This window comes from Leucobacter celer subsp. astrifaciens, assembly GCF_001273835.1.
Classification (GTDB): domain Bacteria; phylum Actinomycetota; class Actinomycetes; order Actinomycetales; family Microbacteriaceae; genus Leucobacter; species Leucobacter celer.
In genome coordinates this window covers 304,899-320,545 of sequence record NZ_JHEI01000132.1, presented here as the reverse complement: position 1 = coordinate 320,545, position 15,647 = coordinate 304,899, and the positions used below count along the sequence as shown (strand labels likewise).

17 protein-coding genes are annotated in these 15,647 nt (G+C 69.9%); 12 read left to right on the top strand and 5 right to left on the bottom strand.

Annotated elements, in window-relative coordinates; genetic code table 11:
- Positions 1 to 41: 41 nt before the first annotated feature.
- Both fdhD and AMS65_RS02340 read left to right on the top strand, forming a co-directional pair.
- Entirely contained in the window at positions 42 to 950 is a 909-nt protein-coding gene (fdhD, locus tag AMS65_RS02345; RefSeq protein WP_053382546.1) for a formate dehydrogenase accessory sulfurtransferase FdhD, read from the top strand.
- The gene (locus tag AMS65_RS02340; protein ID WP_053382545.1) at positions 947 to 3,271 is read left to right on the top strand and encodes an FdhF/YdeP family oxidoreductase; all 2,325 of its coding nucleotides are present in this window, start codon (positions 947 to 949) and stop codon (positions 3,269 to 3,271) included. Before fdhD ends, AMS65_RS02340 begins: the two co-directional genes overlap by 4 nt.
- Positions 3,272 to 3,434: 163 nt before the next feature.
- On the opposite strand, the gene fmdA is transcribed toward AMS65_RS02340, so the two are convergent.
- From fmdA to AMS65_RS02325, 3 genes are all read right to left on the bottom strand, one after another.
- Entirely contained in the window at positions 3,435 to 4,691 is a 1,257-nt protein-coding gene (gene fmdA / locus AMS65_RS02335) for a formamidase (RefSeq protein ID WP_053382544.1), read from the bottom strand.
- A 66-nt stretch (positions 4,692 to 4,757) separates the two neighbouring features.
- Positions 4,758 to 5,045: an FmdB family zinc ribbon protein gene (locus AMS65_RS02330; RefSeq protein WP_053382543.1), complete on the bottom strand. Its 288-nt coding sequence runs from the start codon at positions 5,043 to 5,045 to the stop codon at positions 4,758 to 4,760.
- 47 nt (positions 5,046 to 5,092) lie between these two features.
- The gene (locus AMS65_RS02325; protein WP_053382542.1) at positions 5,093 to 5,716 is read right to left on the bottom strand and encodes an AmiS/UreI family transporter; all 624 of its coding nucleotides are present in this window, start codon (positions 5,714 to 5,716) and stop codon (positions 5,093 to 5,095) included.
- A gap of 189 nt (positions 5,717 to 5,905) precedes the next feature.
- On the opposite strand from AMS65_RS02325, the gene AMS65_RS02320 reads away from it, so the two are divergent.
- From AMS65_RS02320 to moaA, 5 genes are all read left to right on the top strand, one after another.
- Positions 5,906 to 6,304 carry a TOBE domain-containing protein gene (locus AMS65_RS02320; RefSeq protein WP_053382541.1) on the top strand — a complete coding sequence of 133 codons (399 nt, stop codon included), beginning with the start codon at positions 5,906 to 5,908 and terminating at the stop codon, positions 6,302 to 6,304.
- A gap of 5 nt (positions 6,305 to 6,309) precedes the next feature.
- Positions 6,310 to 7,134, top strand: coding sequence for a molybdate ABC transporter substrate-binding protein (gene modA / locus AMS65_RS02315; protein ID WP_053382540.1), 825 nt, complete (start codon positions 6,310 to 6,312; stop codon positions 7,132 to 7,134).
- A 162-nt stretch (positions 7,135 to 7,296) separates the two neighbouring features.
- On the top strand, positions 7,297 to 8,079 hold the full coding sequence (locus AMS65_RS02310; protein WP_394324714.1) for an ABC transporter permease: 783 nt from the start codon (positions 7,297 to 7,299) through the stop codon (positions 8,077 to 8,079).
- A complete protein-coding gene (locus tag AMS65_RS02305) occupies positions 8,076 to 9,206 on the top strand; it encodes a sulfate/molybdate ABC transporter ATP-binding protein (RefSeq protein WP_053382539.1) in 1,131 nt (376 codons plus the stop codon). The genes AMS65_RS02310 and AMS65_RS02305 overlap by 4 nt, the downstream gene beginning before the upstream one ends.
- Before the next feature lie 98 nt (positions 9,207 to 9,304).
- Positions 9,305 to 10,378, top strand: a complete 1,074-nt coding sequence (gene moaA / locus AMS65_RS02300; RefSeq protein WP_053382538.1) for a GTP 3',8-cyclase MoaA — start codon at positions 9,305 to 9,307, stop codon at positions 10,376 to 10,378.
- 202 nt (positions 10,379 to 10,580) lie between these two features.
- On the opposite strand, the gene AMS65_RS02295 is transcribed toward moaA, so the two are convergent.
- The gene (locus AMS65_RS02295) at positions 10,581 to 10,994 is read right to left on the bottom strand and encodes a molybdenum cofactor biosynthesis protein MoaE (RefSeq protein ID WP_053382537.1); all 414 of its coding nucleotides are present in this window, start codon (positions 10,992 to 10,994) and stop codon (positions 10,581 to 10,583) included.
- 136 nt (positions 10,995 to 11,130) lie between these two features.
- Between AMS65_RS02295 and AMS65_RS02290 the strand changes: the two genes are divergently transcribed.
- Positions 11,131 to 11,760 carry an SIMPL domain-containing protein gene (locus tag AMS65_RS02290; RefSeq protein WP_053382536.1) on the top strand — a complete coding sequence of 210 codons (630 nt, stop codon included), beginning with the start codon at positions 11,131 to 11,133 and terminating at the stop codon, positions 11,758 to 11,760.
- A 10-nt stretch (positions 11,761 to 11,770) separates the two neighbouring features.
- Here the strand turns inward: AMS65_RS02290 and AMS65_RS02285 are convergent, their stop codons facing one another.
- Positions 11,771 to 12,943, bottom strand: coding sequence for a ThiF family adenylyltransferase (locus AMS65_RS02285; protein WP_053382601.1), 1,173 nt, complete (start codon positions 12,941 to 12,943; stop codon positions 11,771 to 11,773).
- A gap of 208 nt (positions 12,944 to 13,151) precedes the next feature.
- Here AMS65_RS02285 and AMS65_RS02280 point away from each other — a divergent pair, with 208 nt between their 5' ends.
- The 4 genes from AMS65_RS02280 to AMS65_RS02265 are packed head-to-tail and all read left to right on the top strand — an operon-like array spanning position 13,152 to position 15,646.
- Complete coding sequence (locus AMS65_RS02280; protein ID WP_053382535.1) at positions 13,152 to 13,397, top strand: MoaD/ThiS family protein; 246 nt, start codon at positions 13,152 to 13,154, stop codon at positions 13,395 to 13,397.
- Between the two features lie 5 nt (positions 13,398 to 13,402).
- On the top strand, positions 13,403 to 14,668 hold the full coding sequence (locus AMS65_RS02275; protein WP_053382600.1) for a molybdopterin molybdotransferase MoeA: 1,266 nt from the start codon (positions 13,403 to 13,405) through the stop codon (positions 14,666 to 14,668).
- Positions 14,661 to 15,149, top strand: coding sequence for a cyclic pyranopterin monophosphate synthase MoaC (gene moaC / locus AMS65_RS02270; RefSeq protein WP_053382534.1), 489 nt, complete (start codon positions 14,661 to 14,663; stop codon positions 15,147 to 15,149). The genes AMS65_RS02275 and moaC overlap by 8 nt, the downstream gene beginning before the upstream one ends.
- Positions 15,146 to 15,646, top strand: a complete 501-nt coding sequence (locus AMS65_RS02265) for a MogA/MoaB family molybdenum cofactor biosynthesis protein (protein WP_241489306.1) — start codon at positions 15,146 to 15,148, stop codon at positions 15,644 to 15,646. The genes moaC and AMS65_RS02265 overlap by 4 nt, the downstream gene beginning before the upstream one ends.
- The last annotated feature ends 1 nt before the right edge of the window (position 15,647 follow it).

Here is a 15,647-nt window from a genome sequence, read left to right as displayed (position 1 = left end):
CCGGCCTTGCCCCGGCCGCCATTCAATGCTATCCAAGGAGTGTGTCCCGTATCGCCGCTCGTCGCAGGGTGACCCGCCTCACCGCAGGCGGATCCCGAATCGAGCGAGCGGATTTCCTCGCGGTCGAGGAACCGCTCGAGATCCGGGTCTTCGGCCGCTCGCTCGCCGTGACGATGCGCACCCCGGGAAACGACATCGATCTCGCAGCCGGGTTCCTCGTCTCCGAGGGCGTGATCCATCGCAGCGGCGACTTCATGGCGGCGATCCACTGCTCGAGCGACGGCGAGCCCAACACCTACAACGTGCTCGACGTGACGCTCGGGCCCGGCGTGCCGCCGCCTGATCCGAGCCTCCAGCGCAACTTCACCACGACGAGCGCGTGCGGGCTCTGCGGCAAGGCGAGCATCGAGGCCGTGCACACGGCGACGCGCTACGCCGTCGACGACGATCCGCTCGTCATCGACGCGACGATGCTCACCGGCTTCCCCGATGCGCTGCGCGCCCAACAGGCGGTGTTCGAGCGCACCGGCGGCCTGCACGCGGCAGCCCTCTTCGACGGACGCACCGGCGAGATGCTCGTGCTGCGCGAGGATGTCGGACGCCACAACGCCGTCGACAAGGTGATCGGCTGGGCGCTGCGGCACGACCGGCTCCCCGGCAGGGGATGCGTGCTCATGGTCTCGGGCCGCGCGAGCTTCGAGCTGACCCAGAAGGCCCTCATGGCCGGCATCCCGATGCTCGCCGCCGTCTCGGCGCCCTCGTCGCTCGCCGTGGAACTCGCGGCCGATGCCGGGCTCACCCTGGCCGGTTTTCTGCGCGGCCCCTCGATGGTGCTCTACAGTCGGCCGGATCGTGTGACGGACGAAGCCGCGATCCGGGACCCCGACCCTCCCGCTCCCCCGCGCGCCGAAGATCGCGCGCCCCACCTCCAGAAGGCAGATCGCTCATGACTCCCAGGGCCCCGGAAGACGATTTCTCGGACGCCGACATCGAGGTGTCGGCGCCGAAGACGTACGCCGCCGGTCTCGGCGGCGTCTTCCACTCGATGGAACCCGCCCTCACGCACATGGGCCTCGCCCGCACCGCAAAGCTCATGACGAAGATCAACCACAAGGACGGCTTTGACTGCATGAGCTGCGCGTGGCCGGATCCCGACCATCGCAAGATCGCGGAGTTCTGCGAGAACGGCGGCAAGGCGGTGACCTGGGAGGCGACGCCGCTGAAGGTGGAGCGCTCGTTCTGGCGGGAGCATCCGATCAGCTCCCTGGAGGACAAGACCGAGTACTGGCTCGGCATGCAGGGCCGCCTGATCGAGCCCGTCTACAAGGCCAAGGGGTCGGATCACTACGAGCCGATCGGGTGGGACGCCGCGTTCAAGCTGATCGCCGACCACTTGCACGCCCTCGACGACCCGAACGAGGCCGCCTTCTACACGAGCGGCCGCGCTTCCAACGAGGCGGCGTTCATCTACCAGCTCTTCGCGCGCGTGCTCGGCACCAACAACCTCCCCGACTGCTCGAACATGTGCCACGAGTCGACCGGCACCGCCATGAGCCACACCGTCGGGATCGGCAAGTCGACAATCGCCTACAAGGATTTCGGCGAATCCGACCTGATCATCATCATGGGCCAGAACCCCGGCACCAACCACCCCCGCATGCTCACCGCACTGCAGGAGGCGAAGGAGAACGGCGCGAGGATCGTCGCGATCAACCCGTTGCCCGAAGCGGGGCTGATCGGGTACAAGGATCCGCAGCGGATCCGCGGCTACCTCGGCAAGGCGACGCAGATCGCCGATCAATTCATCAAGATCCGCTCCGGCGGCGACATGGCGCTGCTGCAGGCCGTCTCGAAGCGTGTGCTCGACGCCGAGCGCGCGAACCCCGGCACGGTGCTCGACCACGACTTCCTCGATCGCCACTGCGACGGCTTCGAGGCCTTCCAGGAGCACATCGACCGCCTCGACGAGCAGGAGGTGGCGCGCGCGACCGGCGTGCCCGTTTCGGAGATCGACGAGCTGGCGGCGCGCTATCTGAATTCGGATCGGGTCATCATCTGCTGGGCGATGGGCATCACGCAGCACCGCAAGGGCGTCGACACCATCCGGGAGATCATCAACCTGCTGCTGCTGCGCGGCAACATCGGCAAGCCCGGGGCGGGCGCCTCCCCGATCCGCGGGCACAGCAACGTGCAGGGAGACCGCACCATGGGCGTCTGGGAGCAGATGCCCGACTCCTTCCTCGACGCGCTCGGCGAGGAATTCGGGTTCGAACCGCCGCGGGATCACGGCGTCGACGCGGTGCACGGGATCCGCGCCCTGGATCAGGGGAAGATCAAGGTGTGGATGGGGCTCGGCGGCAACCTGCTCGGCGCGATCTCCGACACCAACCTCGCGGAGTCGGCGATGCGCAAGACCCGCCTCAGCGTGCAGATGTCGACGAAGCTTAACCGCTCCCACGTCATCACCGGCGAGGAGGCGCTGATCCTGCCCGTGCTCGGCCGCACCGAGATCGACATGCAGGTCTCGGGTCCGCAGTACGTCACGGTGGAGGACTCGGTCTGCGCGGTGCACGCCTCGCACGGCCAGATCCCCCCGATCTCGGATCAGGTGCGATCGGAGACCGCGATCGTCGCCGGCCTCGGCCATGCCGTCTTCGGGGACCGTCACGGCATCGACTGGCTCTCGATGATCCGCGACTACGACGTGATCCGGGATCACATCTCCCGGGTCGTCCCGGGCTGCGAGAGCTACAACGAGAAGACGCGCACCCGGGACGGTTTCGTGCTGCCGAACGGCCCGCGCGACTCGCGGACCTTCAACACCGACACCGGCAAGGCCCGCATCACGGTCAACGAGCTCGAGCACGTCGATTGCCCGCCGGGACGACTGCTGCTGCAGACGGTGCGCTCGCACGACCAGTTCAACACGACCATCTACAGCCTGAACGATCGCTACCGCGGCATCAAGAAGGGCCGCTACGTGATCTTCGTCCACCCGGACGATCTCGCCGAACTCGGGCTCGAGGACGGCCAGAGCGTCGACATCTTCAGCGAGTGGAAGGACGAGCCCGACCGGGTGCTCCGCGGTTTCCGGGCCGTCGCGTTCCCGACCGCGCGCGGCTGCGCGGCCGCCTACTTCCCGGAGGCCAACGTGCTCGTGCCGCTCGACAGCACCGCCCTCGAGAGCAACACCCCGGTGTCGAAGGCCATCGTCATCCGGCTCGAGCCGTCGCACGCACCGGCCGGCGTCGGCCGCCCCGCCGTGGTGTGATCGGAGCACGCCCCGCCGGTTGAGCGAGCGAAGCAAGTCGAAACCAAGGTCCCTCTTGACGCGCCTCAATCGCCCAGATCTACGATTCGAGCAGGATGACGGTGAGGCAGCGAACACAGCGGAGCCCGGGGCGGATGCCCCGGGCTCGACCGTCGCACGGCTCCTACTTGTTCGCCGCAGTGGGGGCTCCGATCCCCGGGTCGATCTGGAACGGCCCGGCGGAGGAGGGCCGCGGGTCGAAGTCGAAGATCTCCACCGGTATGTACACCGTCGAACACGAGTTGGGAATGTCGACCACACCCGAGAGCCTGCCCTCGATCGGAGCGGCGCCGAGCAGCAGGTACGCCTGCTCCGGGCTGTATCCGAACTTGGTCAGGTAGTCGATGGCGTGCAGACACGCCCGCTGGTAGGACAGGTGCGAATCGAGATACTTCTGCTCGCCGTCGAGCGTCACCGAGGTGCCCGAGAACGCCAGCCAGTGGCTGTACTGCGGGTCGACGTTGCCCGGCACGAAGATGGCGTTCTCACTCACGCCGTAGGTCTCCATGCCCCCGCGGATGATGTCGACGCGCAGGTCGATGAACCCGCCCATCTCGATCGCTCCGCAGAAGGTGATCTCGCCGTCGCCCTGCGAGAAGTGCAGGTCGCCCATCGACAGGTTGGCCCCGTCGACGAACACCGGGTAGAAGACTCGCGTTCCCTTCGTGAAGTTCTTGATGTCCTGGTTGCCTCCGTTCTCGCGCGGCGGTGCGGTGCGTGCGGCCTCCGATCCCACGCGCCCCCACTCGTCCCTCGGCACGCCGCCGAGAACCGCGTGCTCCGCCTCGGGCGGCAGCGCGAGCGGCGGCACCCGGTCGGGATCGGTCGCGATCAGCGCGCCCTCACGCGCGTTCCACTTCGCGAGCAGCTCCGCTGAGGGTGCGGTTCCCATGAGCCCCGGGTGGATGATCCCGGTGAACGAGACGCCGGGCACGTGCCGGGAAGTGGCCGTCTGTCCGGAGAAGTCCCAGATCGCCTTGTAGGCGTCGGGGAACTGCTCCGTGAGGAACCCGCCTCCGTTGTTCGTGGAGAAAATGCCGGTGTATCCCCAGCCCTGCCCCGCGAGCGGTCCGGAGTCCTCCTGCGGGATCGGGCCGACATCCAGGATGTCGACGACCAGCAGGTCGCCCGGCTTCGCCCCCTCGACACGGAAGGGTCCGCTGAGCGTGTGCACGGTCAGCAGCGGAGCATCGAGGATATCCTGCGCCGAGTCGTCGTTGACGATCGCCCCGTCGAACCACTCGCGGCAGTCGACGCGGAAGCTGTCGCCCGGCTTGACCGTCGCGACCGGCGGGATCTCCGGGTGCCAGCGGTTGTGCCCGAGTTTCTCCTGGTCGGTGAATCTCTTCGACGAGTCGAGTTTGAATATGTGTTCTGGCATCGTTACCTCTCCTTGTTTCCTCAGGATCGGCACCTTCGCCGACCCGTATTCGTTGGTCTCGGCGGTTCAGGACCTCGGCAGCTTGGCGTGCAGCGGATTGGTGGTGACGGGCTGGGATCTGCCCGGTCCGCGGGCGGGTAATCGGTCCACGACGGCCGGCTCGTGCGCGCTGCGAGCCGCATCGTCGATGAGCCTGTAGGCCGATCCTCCCGCCACCGAGAGGTGGGGAGCCGTGATCGCGCGCTTGGCCGATCCGCCGCACACTCGGCAGCTCGTCTCCCTCGGAACCTCGGACATCGGGTACAGGGCATCGAAGCGGCACCCCTCCGAGCACTGGAACGAGTAACTGGGCAATGCGGTCGACCTTTCTCTGCGGGACGGGTGGGGATCGGATCTCGTGCTCAGACCTCGACGGCCTCCTCCTGCGGTCGCGACACCGCGACGGGCCGACCCAGCACCCAGGCGATCCCGAAGAGCACGACGCCGATGATCGCGGCGACGATCCCCTCCACGGGTCCTGTGACATACCCTCCGGTCAGCAGCAGCATCGCGGGGATCGCGCCCGTGAAGATGCCGAGGAGCAGCGTGAACCACCCGGTGCGTCGCGTGAGTGCCTCCTTGCCGCGCGCCAGCACGAGGAAGAACAGGAACCAGAGCACCGCCCACGAGAACCAGATCATCCCGAAGACGGGGTCGCTGAACATCGTGAACTGCAGAGTGCCGTAGACGACGGCGCAGGCGGCGACGAAGAGGGAGAACCATCCGAGGCCCTCACCGGTGGCGCCAGTGAGTTGATTCCACGCCACATAGAGATACGTGAATCCGAAGAGGTAGAGGCCAGAGGCGCCCAGTACCGCCGCGGGATCTCCTCCCGACTGCAGGATGATCAGCGTGGGGAAGACCACCTGCATTCCGCCCACGAACAGATTCATCGCCGCGGCGGCCTTGCCCGGTATGAGGCCGAGCAGCATGAGCCCGTTCACGAACAGAACGGCTCCGACGTACAGCAAACCGACATGACCCATGGTCTTCCACCCTCGCTCCATTGCGTTGAAGAGGTTCGGAGGACGCCTGAGGGGTCATCCCCCTGGTGCTGTACCAACCCCTTCCCTGACGCACGGGTCGGTCTCTCATTCGGACGGTACGCCTGTTTTCTTGTGAAGTCAACGCTCGCCCGGTTCCATCTCCGCAGATGCGGATCTAGACTGCGTATCATGACGCATTTCCGGATCAGCGAGGCCGCCGCTCTGATCGGAGTGAGCGATGACACCATCCGCAGATGGGCTGCGGATGGGAACCTGAAATCCTCCGTCGACGCCTCCGGCCGCCAGGTGGTATCGGGGCGATCCCTCGCCGCAAGAGCCCTCGCGATCGCCCCGGCGGCGCACGAGGATTCCTCTGTGCGCCGCAGCGCGCGGAACCGCTTCACCGGCATCGTCACCGCGGTCGAGAGCTCGGGCCTGGTCGCTCAGGTCGAGCTGCAGTGCGGCCCCAATCGTGTGGTCTCCCTAATGACGGCCGAGGCGCTCAGAGAGCTCGACCTCAAGGTGGGCTCCCGGGCCACCGCGATCGTCAAGGCGACCACCGTCATCATCGAGACCGAGAAGAGGTAGGAATCATGCCTGTACGTTCACGACACGGTCGCTTCGCCGCGACGGCGATCTTGGGAGCGGCAACGCTCCTCCTGCTCGGCTGCTCCCCGCAGGCGGCACAGATCCCGGTCGAGAGTGAAGCCCCGGCGATCGACGAGCTGCAGGGCGAGCTCTCGGTCTACGCCGCCGCGTCGCTGCAGCCCGCGTTCGAGCAACTGGCCGAGGCCTTCACCGAACAGCATCCGGGCGTGGCGTTCACCCTCACCTTCGACGGCTCATCGGTGCTCGCGACCCAGATCATGGGCGGAGCGGGCGCCGACGTGTTCGCCTCGGCCGACGAGGCGAACATGCAGAAGATCGTCGACGGCGACCTCGCCGACGGAGAGCCGGTCGTCTTCGCCACGAGCGAGCTGGTGATCGCCGTCGCGCCGGGCAATCCGCTCGGCATCGAGACCCTGGCGGATCTCGCGAGGCCCGCGGCGGACGGCGCTGACCCGGTGGTCGTGGTCTGCGCCGCCGAGGTCCCGTGCGGCACCGCCTCGAAGACCCTGCTCGACCGCGACGGCGTGCCCCTCACGCCCGCGAGCGAGGAGCAGAACGTGACCGCGGTGCTCACCAAGGTGCGCGGCGGCGAGGCCGACGCCGGCCTCGTGTACCACTCCGACGTGCTGCGCTCCGAGGGCGAGGTCGAGGGCATCCCCATCGCGGGATCCGAGGACGTGGCCGGAAGCTACGTGATCGCTCCCGTCGTCGGGTCCGCGTCACCCGAGGCCGCCGCGGCGTTCGTCGAGTTCATGGGCTCTGAGGAAGCACAGCGCCTCTTCGAGGAGCTCGGGTTCCGAGCGGCGTGAGTCGCTCGGCGCAACGGGCGGGCTCTGGATCGGGCGCGGGATCGGGATTCGAAGTGATGGGGTGATGGGGTCTTGATTTCGACTCGCTCCGCTCGCTCAATCGGCGACGGCTCCGAACGCTCGAGCAGCAGCCGCTCGGCCCGCTCGGCCGACGACCGCACGGTGCTGCCTCCGGCGGTGCTCATACCGGCCGGGCTGGCGGCCGCGGTGCTCCTGCTGCCGCTCGCAGCGCTGTTCATCCGGGTCGACTGGGCCCTGGTGCCCGCCACCATCGTCTCTCCGGAGGCCCTCAGCGCGCTCGGCCTCTCGCTCGTCACCGCGACGATCGCCACGGCGCTGTGCATCGTGCTCGGGCTCCCACTCGCGCTGGTGATCGCCCGCGCAGAGGGCACGCTCGCGACAGTGCTCCGCGCGCTCACCACACTCCCGCTCGTGCTGCCGCCGCTCGTCGGCGGGCTGGCGCTGCTCTCGCTGCTCGGCAGGGGCGGGGTGGCCGGCGAGGCCCTCGAGAGCATCGGGGTGCGGATCCCGTTCACCACCGCGGCCGTGATCATCGCGCAGACCTTCGTCGCGCTCCCCTTCCTGGTGATCGCGGTCGAGGGGGCGCTGCGCAGCATCGACAGCGGTTACGAACGCGCTGCGGAGAGCCTCGGAGCGAAGCCGTGGACGGTGCTGCGGCGAGTGACGCTGCCGCTGCTCGCGCCCAGCCTGACGGCCGGAGCGATCCTCTGCTTCACCCGAGCGCTCGGTGAGTTCGGGGCGACCGCCCTGTTCGCGGGCAACGCCGCCGGCACCACACGCACCATGCCGCTCGCCATCTACACCGCGTTCAACGGCGCCGGCGTGACCCAGGACACGGCGCTGACGCTCTCGCTGCTCCTGGTGTTCGTCGCGATCATCGCGCTGCTCTTCATGCGCTCGCGCCCGTCGAGGGCAGAGCTGTGACCGGCGGGCTCTCGTTCGAGGTGCTCGTGCAGCGCGGCCGTTTCGCGCTGCACGCGGCCGCGCGGGTCGATCCGGGCGAGGTGCTCGGAGTGATCGGGGCGAACGGCTCCGGAAAATCGACGCTGGTCGGATCGATCGCGGGAACGCACCGCATCGCCGCCGGGCGGGTGTCGCTCGGCGAACGAGTACTGTGCGCGCGCGAGCCCGGCTCGCCCGAGGTCAGGATCCCCCGGGCCGATCGTCGCATCGGGCACCTGGATCAGCGCGCCCGGCTCTTCCCGCACCTCGACGCCCGCTCCAACATCGCGTTCGGGCCTCGCGCCCAGGGCACACGTCGACGTTCCGCCGACGCGGCGGCCGAGCAGTGGCTGGAGCGCATCGGCCTGCCGGGACGGGGATCCGCGCACGAGCACCAGCTCTCGGGCGGTCAGCAGCAGCGCGTCGCGATCGCCCGCGCACTCGCCGCCGGACCCGAGGCGCTGCTGCTCGACGAGCCGTTCGCCGCGCTCGACGTCGTGAGCAGCGACGACCTCCGCGGGCTCGTCGCGACGGAGAAGCATCGGCTGGGGATCCCCGTGGTGCTGGTGACGCACGACCCGGTCGATCTCATCGCGCTCGCCGACCGCGTGCTGGTGCTCGAGCATGGCGGAATCGGCCAATCGGGAACGGTCGCCGAGGTGCTCGGCGCCCCGGCCAGCCCATTCGCCGCCGAGTTCACCGGCAGAGTGCTGGTCGAGGGCGTCGCTTCCCCGAACGGGGCGCTGCGGCTCGCGACCGCCCCGCTGTCGGAGCTCCGCGGAAGCGGGGAGCTGCCGGCCGCGGGCGAGCGCGCGGTCGCGAGCTTCGCACCGTCGGCGGTGCGCATCGCTCCGGAGGATCAACCCCGCGCGCCCGAGCCGGACGACGCGGCTCGCACGATCAATTCGTGGAGCGACACGATCCGAGCCGTCTCGGCGAGCCCCGCCGGCTTCCGCGTCGAGTGCTCGGGCTGGGCCGGGTTCGCGGCGGAACTCCCCCTCTCCGGCGCGCTCGAGCCCTGGCTCTCCTCCGGGTCGCGGGTGCGCCTCGAGATCTCGGCGGAGGACGTACGCTTCGCGATCCCGAGACCGGCGACGGATCCTGACTGAACAACGGGCCTCCTCAGGGCGCGGTGTTAGGGTCTGGATACGGGTGCGGATCGCACTCGGGCACGGAGTGCGCGTTCGAGGATCGAGGTGATGCGGCGATGTCGTCAGATCCGGCATCGGGTCCCCCTGTTCGACGCCTGCCCTCGACCGGGCTCCTCGACGCGCGGCATCGGCCGCTCCGGGATCTGCGGATCTCGGTGACCGATCGTTGCAACTTCCGCTGCGTCTACTGCATGCCGAAGGAGATCTTCGGCCGGGACTACCGGTTCCTCGAGCACGACCAGCTGCTGAGCTTCCCCGAGATCGTCCGTGTCGCGCGGATCGCCGTCGGGCTCGGCGTGCGCAAGCTCCGGTTGACGGGCGGTGAGCCGCTGCTGCGGAAGGGCATCGAGGAGCTCATCGCGGAGCTCGCGGAACTGCGGACGCCGGAGGGCGCTCCGCTCGACCTGGCACTCACGACGAACGGCTCGGCGCTTCCCGTGAAGGCGGAGGCGCTCCGTCGAGCCGGACTGCAACGGGTGACGGTCTCGGTCGACTCGCTCATCGAGTCACGCTTCCAGGCGATCAACGACGTTCGCTTTCCGCTGTCCCGCGTGTTCGACGGGATCGCCGCCGCCGAGGCGGCCGGCCTCGGTCCGATCAAGGTCAACGCGGTGATCAAGCGCGGGGTCAACGACGACGAGATCCTGATCCTGGCGGAGCACTTCAAGGGCACGGGGCGCACGCTGCGGTTCATCGAGTACATGGACGTGGGATCATCGAACGGCTGGGCGCTCGACGACGTGGTGCCCTCGGCGGAGATCGTCCGCCGCATCGACGAGGCGCACCCGCTGGACCCGCTTCCCGCTTCGCATCCCGGGGAGACCGCGAAGCGCTGGCGATATCGCGATGGATCGGGTGAGATCGGCGTGATCTCGAGCGTCACCGGGGCCTTCTGCGGCTCCTGCACCCGCGCCAGGATCTCCGCCGAGGGCAAGCTCTACACCTGCCTCTTCGCGACCTCGGGGACGGATCTGCGCGCGCTGCTGCGGGAGGGCACCGACGATACGCTGATCGCCGAGACCCTCGCCGGGGTGTGGCGCGGGCGGGACGACCACTACTCCGAGCTGCGCGCCCGCGGTGCGCAGGCGGATGCCGGACCCCGCATCGAGATGTCCTACATCGGCGGTTGAGGCACCCCGCCGGTTGAGCGAGCCGCAGCCGAGTCGAAACCCTGCGCACTCGGTTTCGACTCGCTCCGCTCGCTCAACCGGCGGAGATCCTGCGGCTCGCACTGGCGCGGTAGCGCCACCGTGGAATGCGCGGAACGCTGGCGCGTTCCGCCTCAGCATTCCGCGCACGCAGGATGACGGGAACAGCGAGCCCCGGAACCCGCTACAGTCCGACCCACTCCGAGGCGCCGTCGGCGAAGTGCTGCCGCTTCCAGATCGGCACCTCGTGCTTGATCCGATCGACCAGGCGCTCGATCGCTGCGAAGGCCTCACCGCGATGGGGAGCCGATGCCGCCGCGATCAGGGCGGCGTCGCCGATCCCGAGCGAGCCGATGCGGTGCGCCGCGGCGAGGCGCAGGCCGGTGCGTTCGGCTTCGTCGCGCATCAGCTCGCCCAGCAGGCGTTCGGCGTCGGGGTGCGCGCTGTAGTCGAGCGAGCGCACCTGCGCTCCGCCGTCGTGGTTGCGGATCACGCCGTGGAAGAGCACGAGTGCACCGCACTCCGGCGATTCGACGGCGGCGCGCACCGCCGCCTCGTCGATCGGTTGCGCGGTGACACGGGCATAGGACTGGGGCATGGATTCTTTCCGATCGGAGCGAGCGCTCACTTCACCATAGACGCGACGGGCGTGTGACGCGCCCCCAGCGCCGCAGCGAATCCGGCCCCGCGCGAACGCGGGTCGATCAGCCGCTCTCGCGATGTTACCGTGAGGTATGACGACGATTCACGCGACGGGCACCAGCGAGGAGCACTTCCCAGCGGAGCGAGCAACCATCACCGCACGTGTCACAGCGACCTCGCGCGACCGGTCGGCGAGCATCGCCGACGCGACGCGCGTGCACAACTGGACCGTGCAGCGCGCCGAGCAGCTGCGGGCGAACGGGGACGCCACCTGGCACGCGGCGGATCCCGTCAGCACCTGGGCGCACAAGACGTACGCCCAGGGAAGCCAGCAGCAGGTCGTCATCGAGCACACGACGTCGAGCCGGGTGCGCATCAAGCTGTCGAACCTCGCCCTCGTGAGCGAGCTCGTCACCGAATTCGCCGAGGCCGGGCTCACGACCGACGTCGACTGGACGCTCACCGAGGCGTCCCGTCGCGCGCACGAGCGGCGCGCACGCGCAGCCGCTGTGGGCGAGGCGCGCATGATCGCCGAGGACTACGCGACCGCACTGGGCAGGCGGATCGGCACCGTCGTCAGCGTCTCAGATGCGCCTTCGACGCCCTTCCCGGCACAAGCTCGGTTCGCCGCGGCCGGCGCGTTCGGCGATGCCCCGGCGGAGGTCACGATCGCGGAGATCACGGTCAGCGCAACGGTCTCCGGCGTGTACGAGACCGACTGAGGATCCGGCCTCAGAGCCGATCGGTCTCCTCGCGGGCGCTTCCCTCCAGGAGCTGCGGCGCGAGCTGCGCGAGCGCGCGGATCCCGCCGCGCAGGAATCGTGCATCGATGCCGTCGCGTTCGGTGAGGATCCTCACCGCCCGGATCGAGCGCGGATCGCGCTCGCAGTAGACGATGACCGGGCCCGTGACCGGCGTGCCCCCCGCTTCGAGTGCGGCGAGGGGCAGCGCGTCGGAACCGCTGATGCGCAGCCGCCGCCGTTCGTCAGGGGTCCTGACGTCGAGCAGGCGAGGAGTCTCGCCCGCTTCGAGCATGTCGACGAGATCGGCGGCCTCGAGCGCGGGCGGCTCGGTGGCCGGCCCGGCGCAGAACCGCTCGTAATCGATCAGTCCGGTCACGGGCTCCGCGGCCGGGTCCCGGCCGAACGAGAGCTCCCGAGTGCGGGCCGCGAGCGCGTCGTAGACGAGCACGCGCCCGATCATCGGCTCTCCGATGCCGGCGATGAGCTTCAGCGCCTCCGTCGCGAGCAGGGACCCCACCGTGCCGCAGAGGCCGGGGAGCACACCCCCAGTTCCGCAGTCGACCACGTCCTCCGGAGGAGGGGGCGTCGGGAAGAGATCGCGATACCCCGGATGCCGGGGGCGCCAGGACATCCCGACCTGTCCGTGATACTGCAGGATCGACCCCCAGACGAGGGGGAGGTCGAGGAGTTCGGCCGCGTCGGCCACGAGATAGCGGGTCGGGAAGTTGTCGCTCCCGTCGATGACGAGGTCGTAGCCGCGCAGCACGTCCAGGGCGTTCTCCGCCGTGAGCCGGATCTCGTGGGGCTCGACCCGCACCCCGGGATCCAGCGCGCGCACCGTCTCCGCCAGCGAGGCGACCTTCGACCGGCCGATATCCGCGGTGCCGTGCGACACCTGCCGGTGCAGATTCGAGAGTTCCACTCGGTCATCGTCGACGATGCCGATCGTGCCGACCCCCGCTCCCGCCAGGTAGGGCACGCAGCCGCTCCCCAGCCCGCCCGCACCGATCACCAGCACCCTCGCGGCGCTGAGCCGGCGCTGAGCGAGCTCGCCGAAGCCGGGCAGCAGGATCTGCCGCTGCGCCCGTGCCCGCCGATCCTCGCTCAGCTCGTCGACCGGCCCGACGAGTGGCACCGGCCGTGCCTGCTGCTCCGCACCCATGCGGCCATTGTAGGACCGCTGGTCGAGCGAGCCGATGATTGAGCGGAGCGCAGCGGCACCCGCCCCGCTGATCGAGCGAAGCGGAGCGCACCCCACCCCGCTGATTGAGCGGAGCGCAGCGGAGTCGAAATCAAGGGCCAGCGGTTTCGACTCCGCGCTGCGCGCTCCGCTCAACCGGCGGCTCCGCCCGACCGGATAGCATGGCGGTATGCCGCAGATCACCGTCCGTTACTTCGCCGCGGCGGCCGACGCCGCGGGCCGGGACGAGGAGCGCTGGGACGCCCAGGCCCCCACCCTCGACGCATTGCGCAGCGAGCTCGGGCAGCGCTACGGCGAGCCCATGCGCAAGGTGCTGCGATCGGGATCCTTCCTCGTCGACGGCACCGTGCGCCGCGACGGTGGCGAGATCCGCGGCTCCCTCGTCGACGTGCTGCCGCCCTTCGCGGGAGGGTGAGCGAGATGCGCCGCCTGGTCGAAGAGCACCTGCTGGAGGTGCGTGCGCTGCTCGCGCCCATCGTCGAGCGCCTGGAGGCCGCCCCGCCCGAGATGATCGAGGTCGACTCCCCCGATCTGCTCGGGCGCGTGACGGCACGCCCGCTGCACACCGAGACTCCGCTGCCGCCGTTCGACAACTCCCAGATGGACGGCTACGCGGTGCGCGCGGCCGATCTCGCGGCCGCCGGCCCGGAGCACCACGTCGCTCTCCGTCTCGCGCGCGCGACCGCAGCGGGCGATCCTCCCGGCGTGCACGAGGCCGGCACGGCCTCGCCCATCATGACGGGGGCGGCGATCCCGAGCGGCGCCGACGCCGTGGTGCCGATCGAGCACACCCTCCCGCCGCGATTCCCGCGGCTCAGCCGGGCCGGCGACCCCGAGCCGGAGGGCACGGTGGCCTTCACCGGCCCGACCGCCGCCGGCCGTTTCGTCAGGAGGGCCGGCGAGGACGTGGCTGCGGGCACGCAGCTCCTGCCGGCCGGCACTCGCCTGTCCCCCGCCAGAATCGGCCTGATCGCGTTCTCCGGCACCGCGACCGTCGCGGTGCGCCCGAGACTGCGCGTGCTGCTCTGCTCGACGGGCGATGAGCTCGCCCCTCGCGAGCACGAACTCGCCCCGGGTCGGATCCACGACGCGAACACGCCGATGCTCGCCGCCGCGCTCCGGGCGGTCGGGGCCTCCGTACGCACCGTGCGCAGCCGCGACAGCGCCGAGCAGTTGCTTGCGGCGCTCGAGGCGGAGGGGCCCGCGACCGATCTCATCGTGACCTCCGGCGGCATCAGCGCGGGGGCGTTCGAGGTGGTCCGCGACGCCCTCGAGCCGTCGGGCGTGGAATTCGTCACCCTCGCGATGCAACCCGGGGGACCGCAGGGTCTCGGCGCACTCGATCTCTCGGGCCGGTCGGTGCCCGTCGTCTGCTTCCCCGGCAACCCGGTCAGTGCGCTCATCTCCGCCGAGGTGTTCCTGCTGCCGACGCTTCGCGCGCTCGCGGGGCTTCCCGAGCACCGGCCGCGCGAGGAGCGCAGACTCGCCCACGCGGTGGAATCTCCCCCGGAGAAGCATCAGGTTCGGCGCGGCCGCATCGAGGCCGACGGGCGCGTCTCGCTGACCGCGCCGGGATCGCATCTGCTCGGCGACCTCGCCGACGCCGAGCTGCTCGCGCACCTGCCGCTCGGCACCGCTGCTCTCCCCGAGAACGCACCGGTCGAAATATGGAGGATCGATGGCTGAAGAGACACCGGAGCAGCGGCTCACGCACCTGCGCGGCGACGGCAGCGCGCATATGGTCGACGTCACGGAGAAGGCCGTCACCAAGCGCACGGCCCGCGCGGAGGCCACGCTCGTCACCCGCGCAGACGTCGTCGAGCTGCTCGTGGCTGGGGCTCTGCCCAAGGGCGAGGCCCTGGGCACCGCGCGGATCGCCGGCATCATGGCCGCCAAGCGTACCTCCGAGCTGATCCCGCTGTGCCACCCGCTGCCGCTGACGAGACTCTCCGTCGACTTCGAGACGGCCGATGACCGCGTACGGATCCTCGCCACGGTGACGACGCGCGGGGTCACCGGCGTCGAGATGGAGGCCCTCACGGCTGCGAGCGTCGCCGCGCTGACCCTCTACGACATGATCAAGGCCGTCGACAAGCACGCGACGATCACCGATACGCGAGTGCTCGCGAAATCAGGCGGCAAGAGCGGCGATTGGTCGCTCGAGTGAGGCGTGCGATTGTCATCGTCGTGTCGACCCGGGCCGCCGCCGGGACGGCGGAGGACCTGACCGGCCCGGTGATCTCGGCATGGCTCGCCCAGCGCGGCTTCGCCGTCGACCCGCCCGTGATCGTGCCGGACGGCGCCGCTGTCGCGGAAGCGCTGCGCGATGCACTCGCGACCGCCCCCGCCGTCATCGTCACCACCGGCGGCACCGGCGTCTCCCCCGATGACCAGACGCCCGAGCAGGTGGCTCCGCTGCTCGATCTGCAGATCCCCGGCCTCATCGAGGAGCTGCGACGACGCGGCGCGGCAACCGTGCCCGCGGCCCTGCTGACGCGCGGCGTCGCGGGGTTCGCCGGCGACAGCTTCGTCATCACCCTCCCGGGATCACCGGGAGGGGTGCGCGACGGCCTCGATGTGCTGGATCCCGTGCTCGATCACCTGCTGGGGCAGCGCACCGGGGCGGCGAGCGGCCGTCACGAGCACTCGCGGGAGCCGCGCTAAC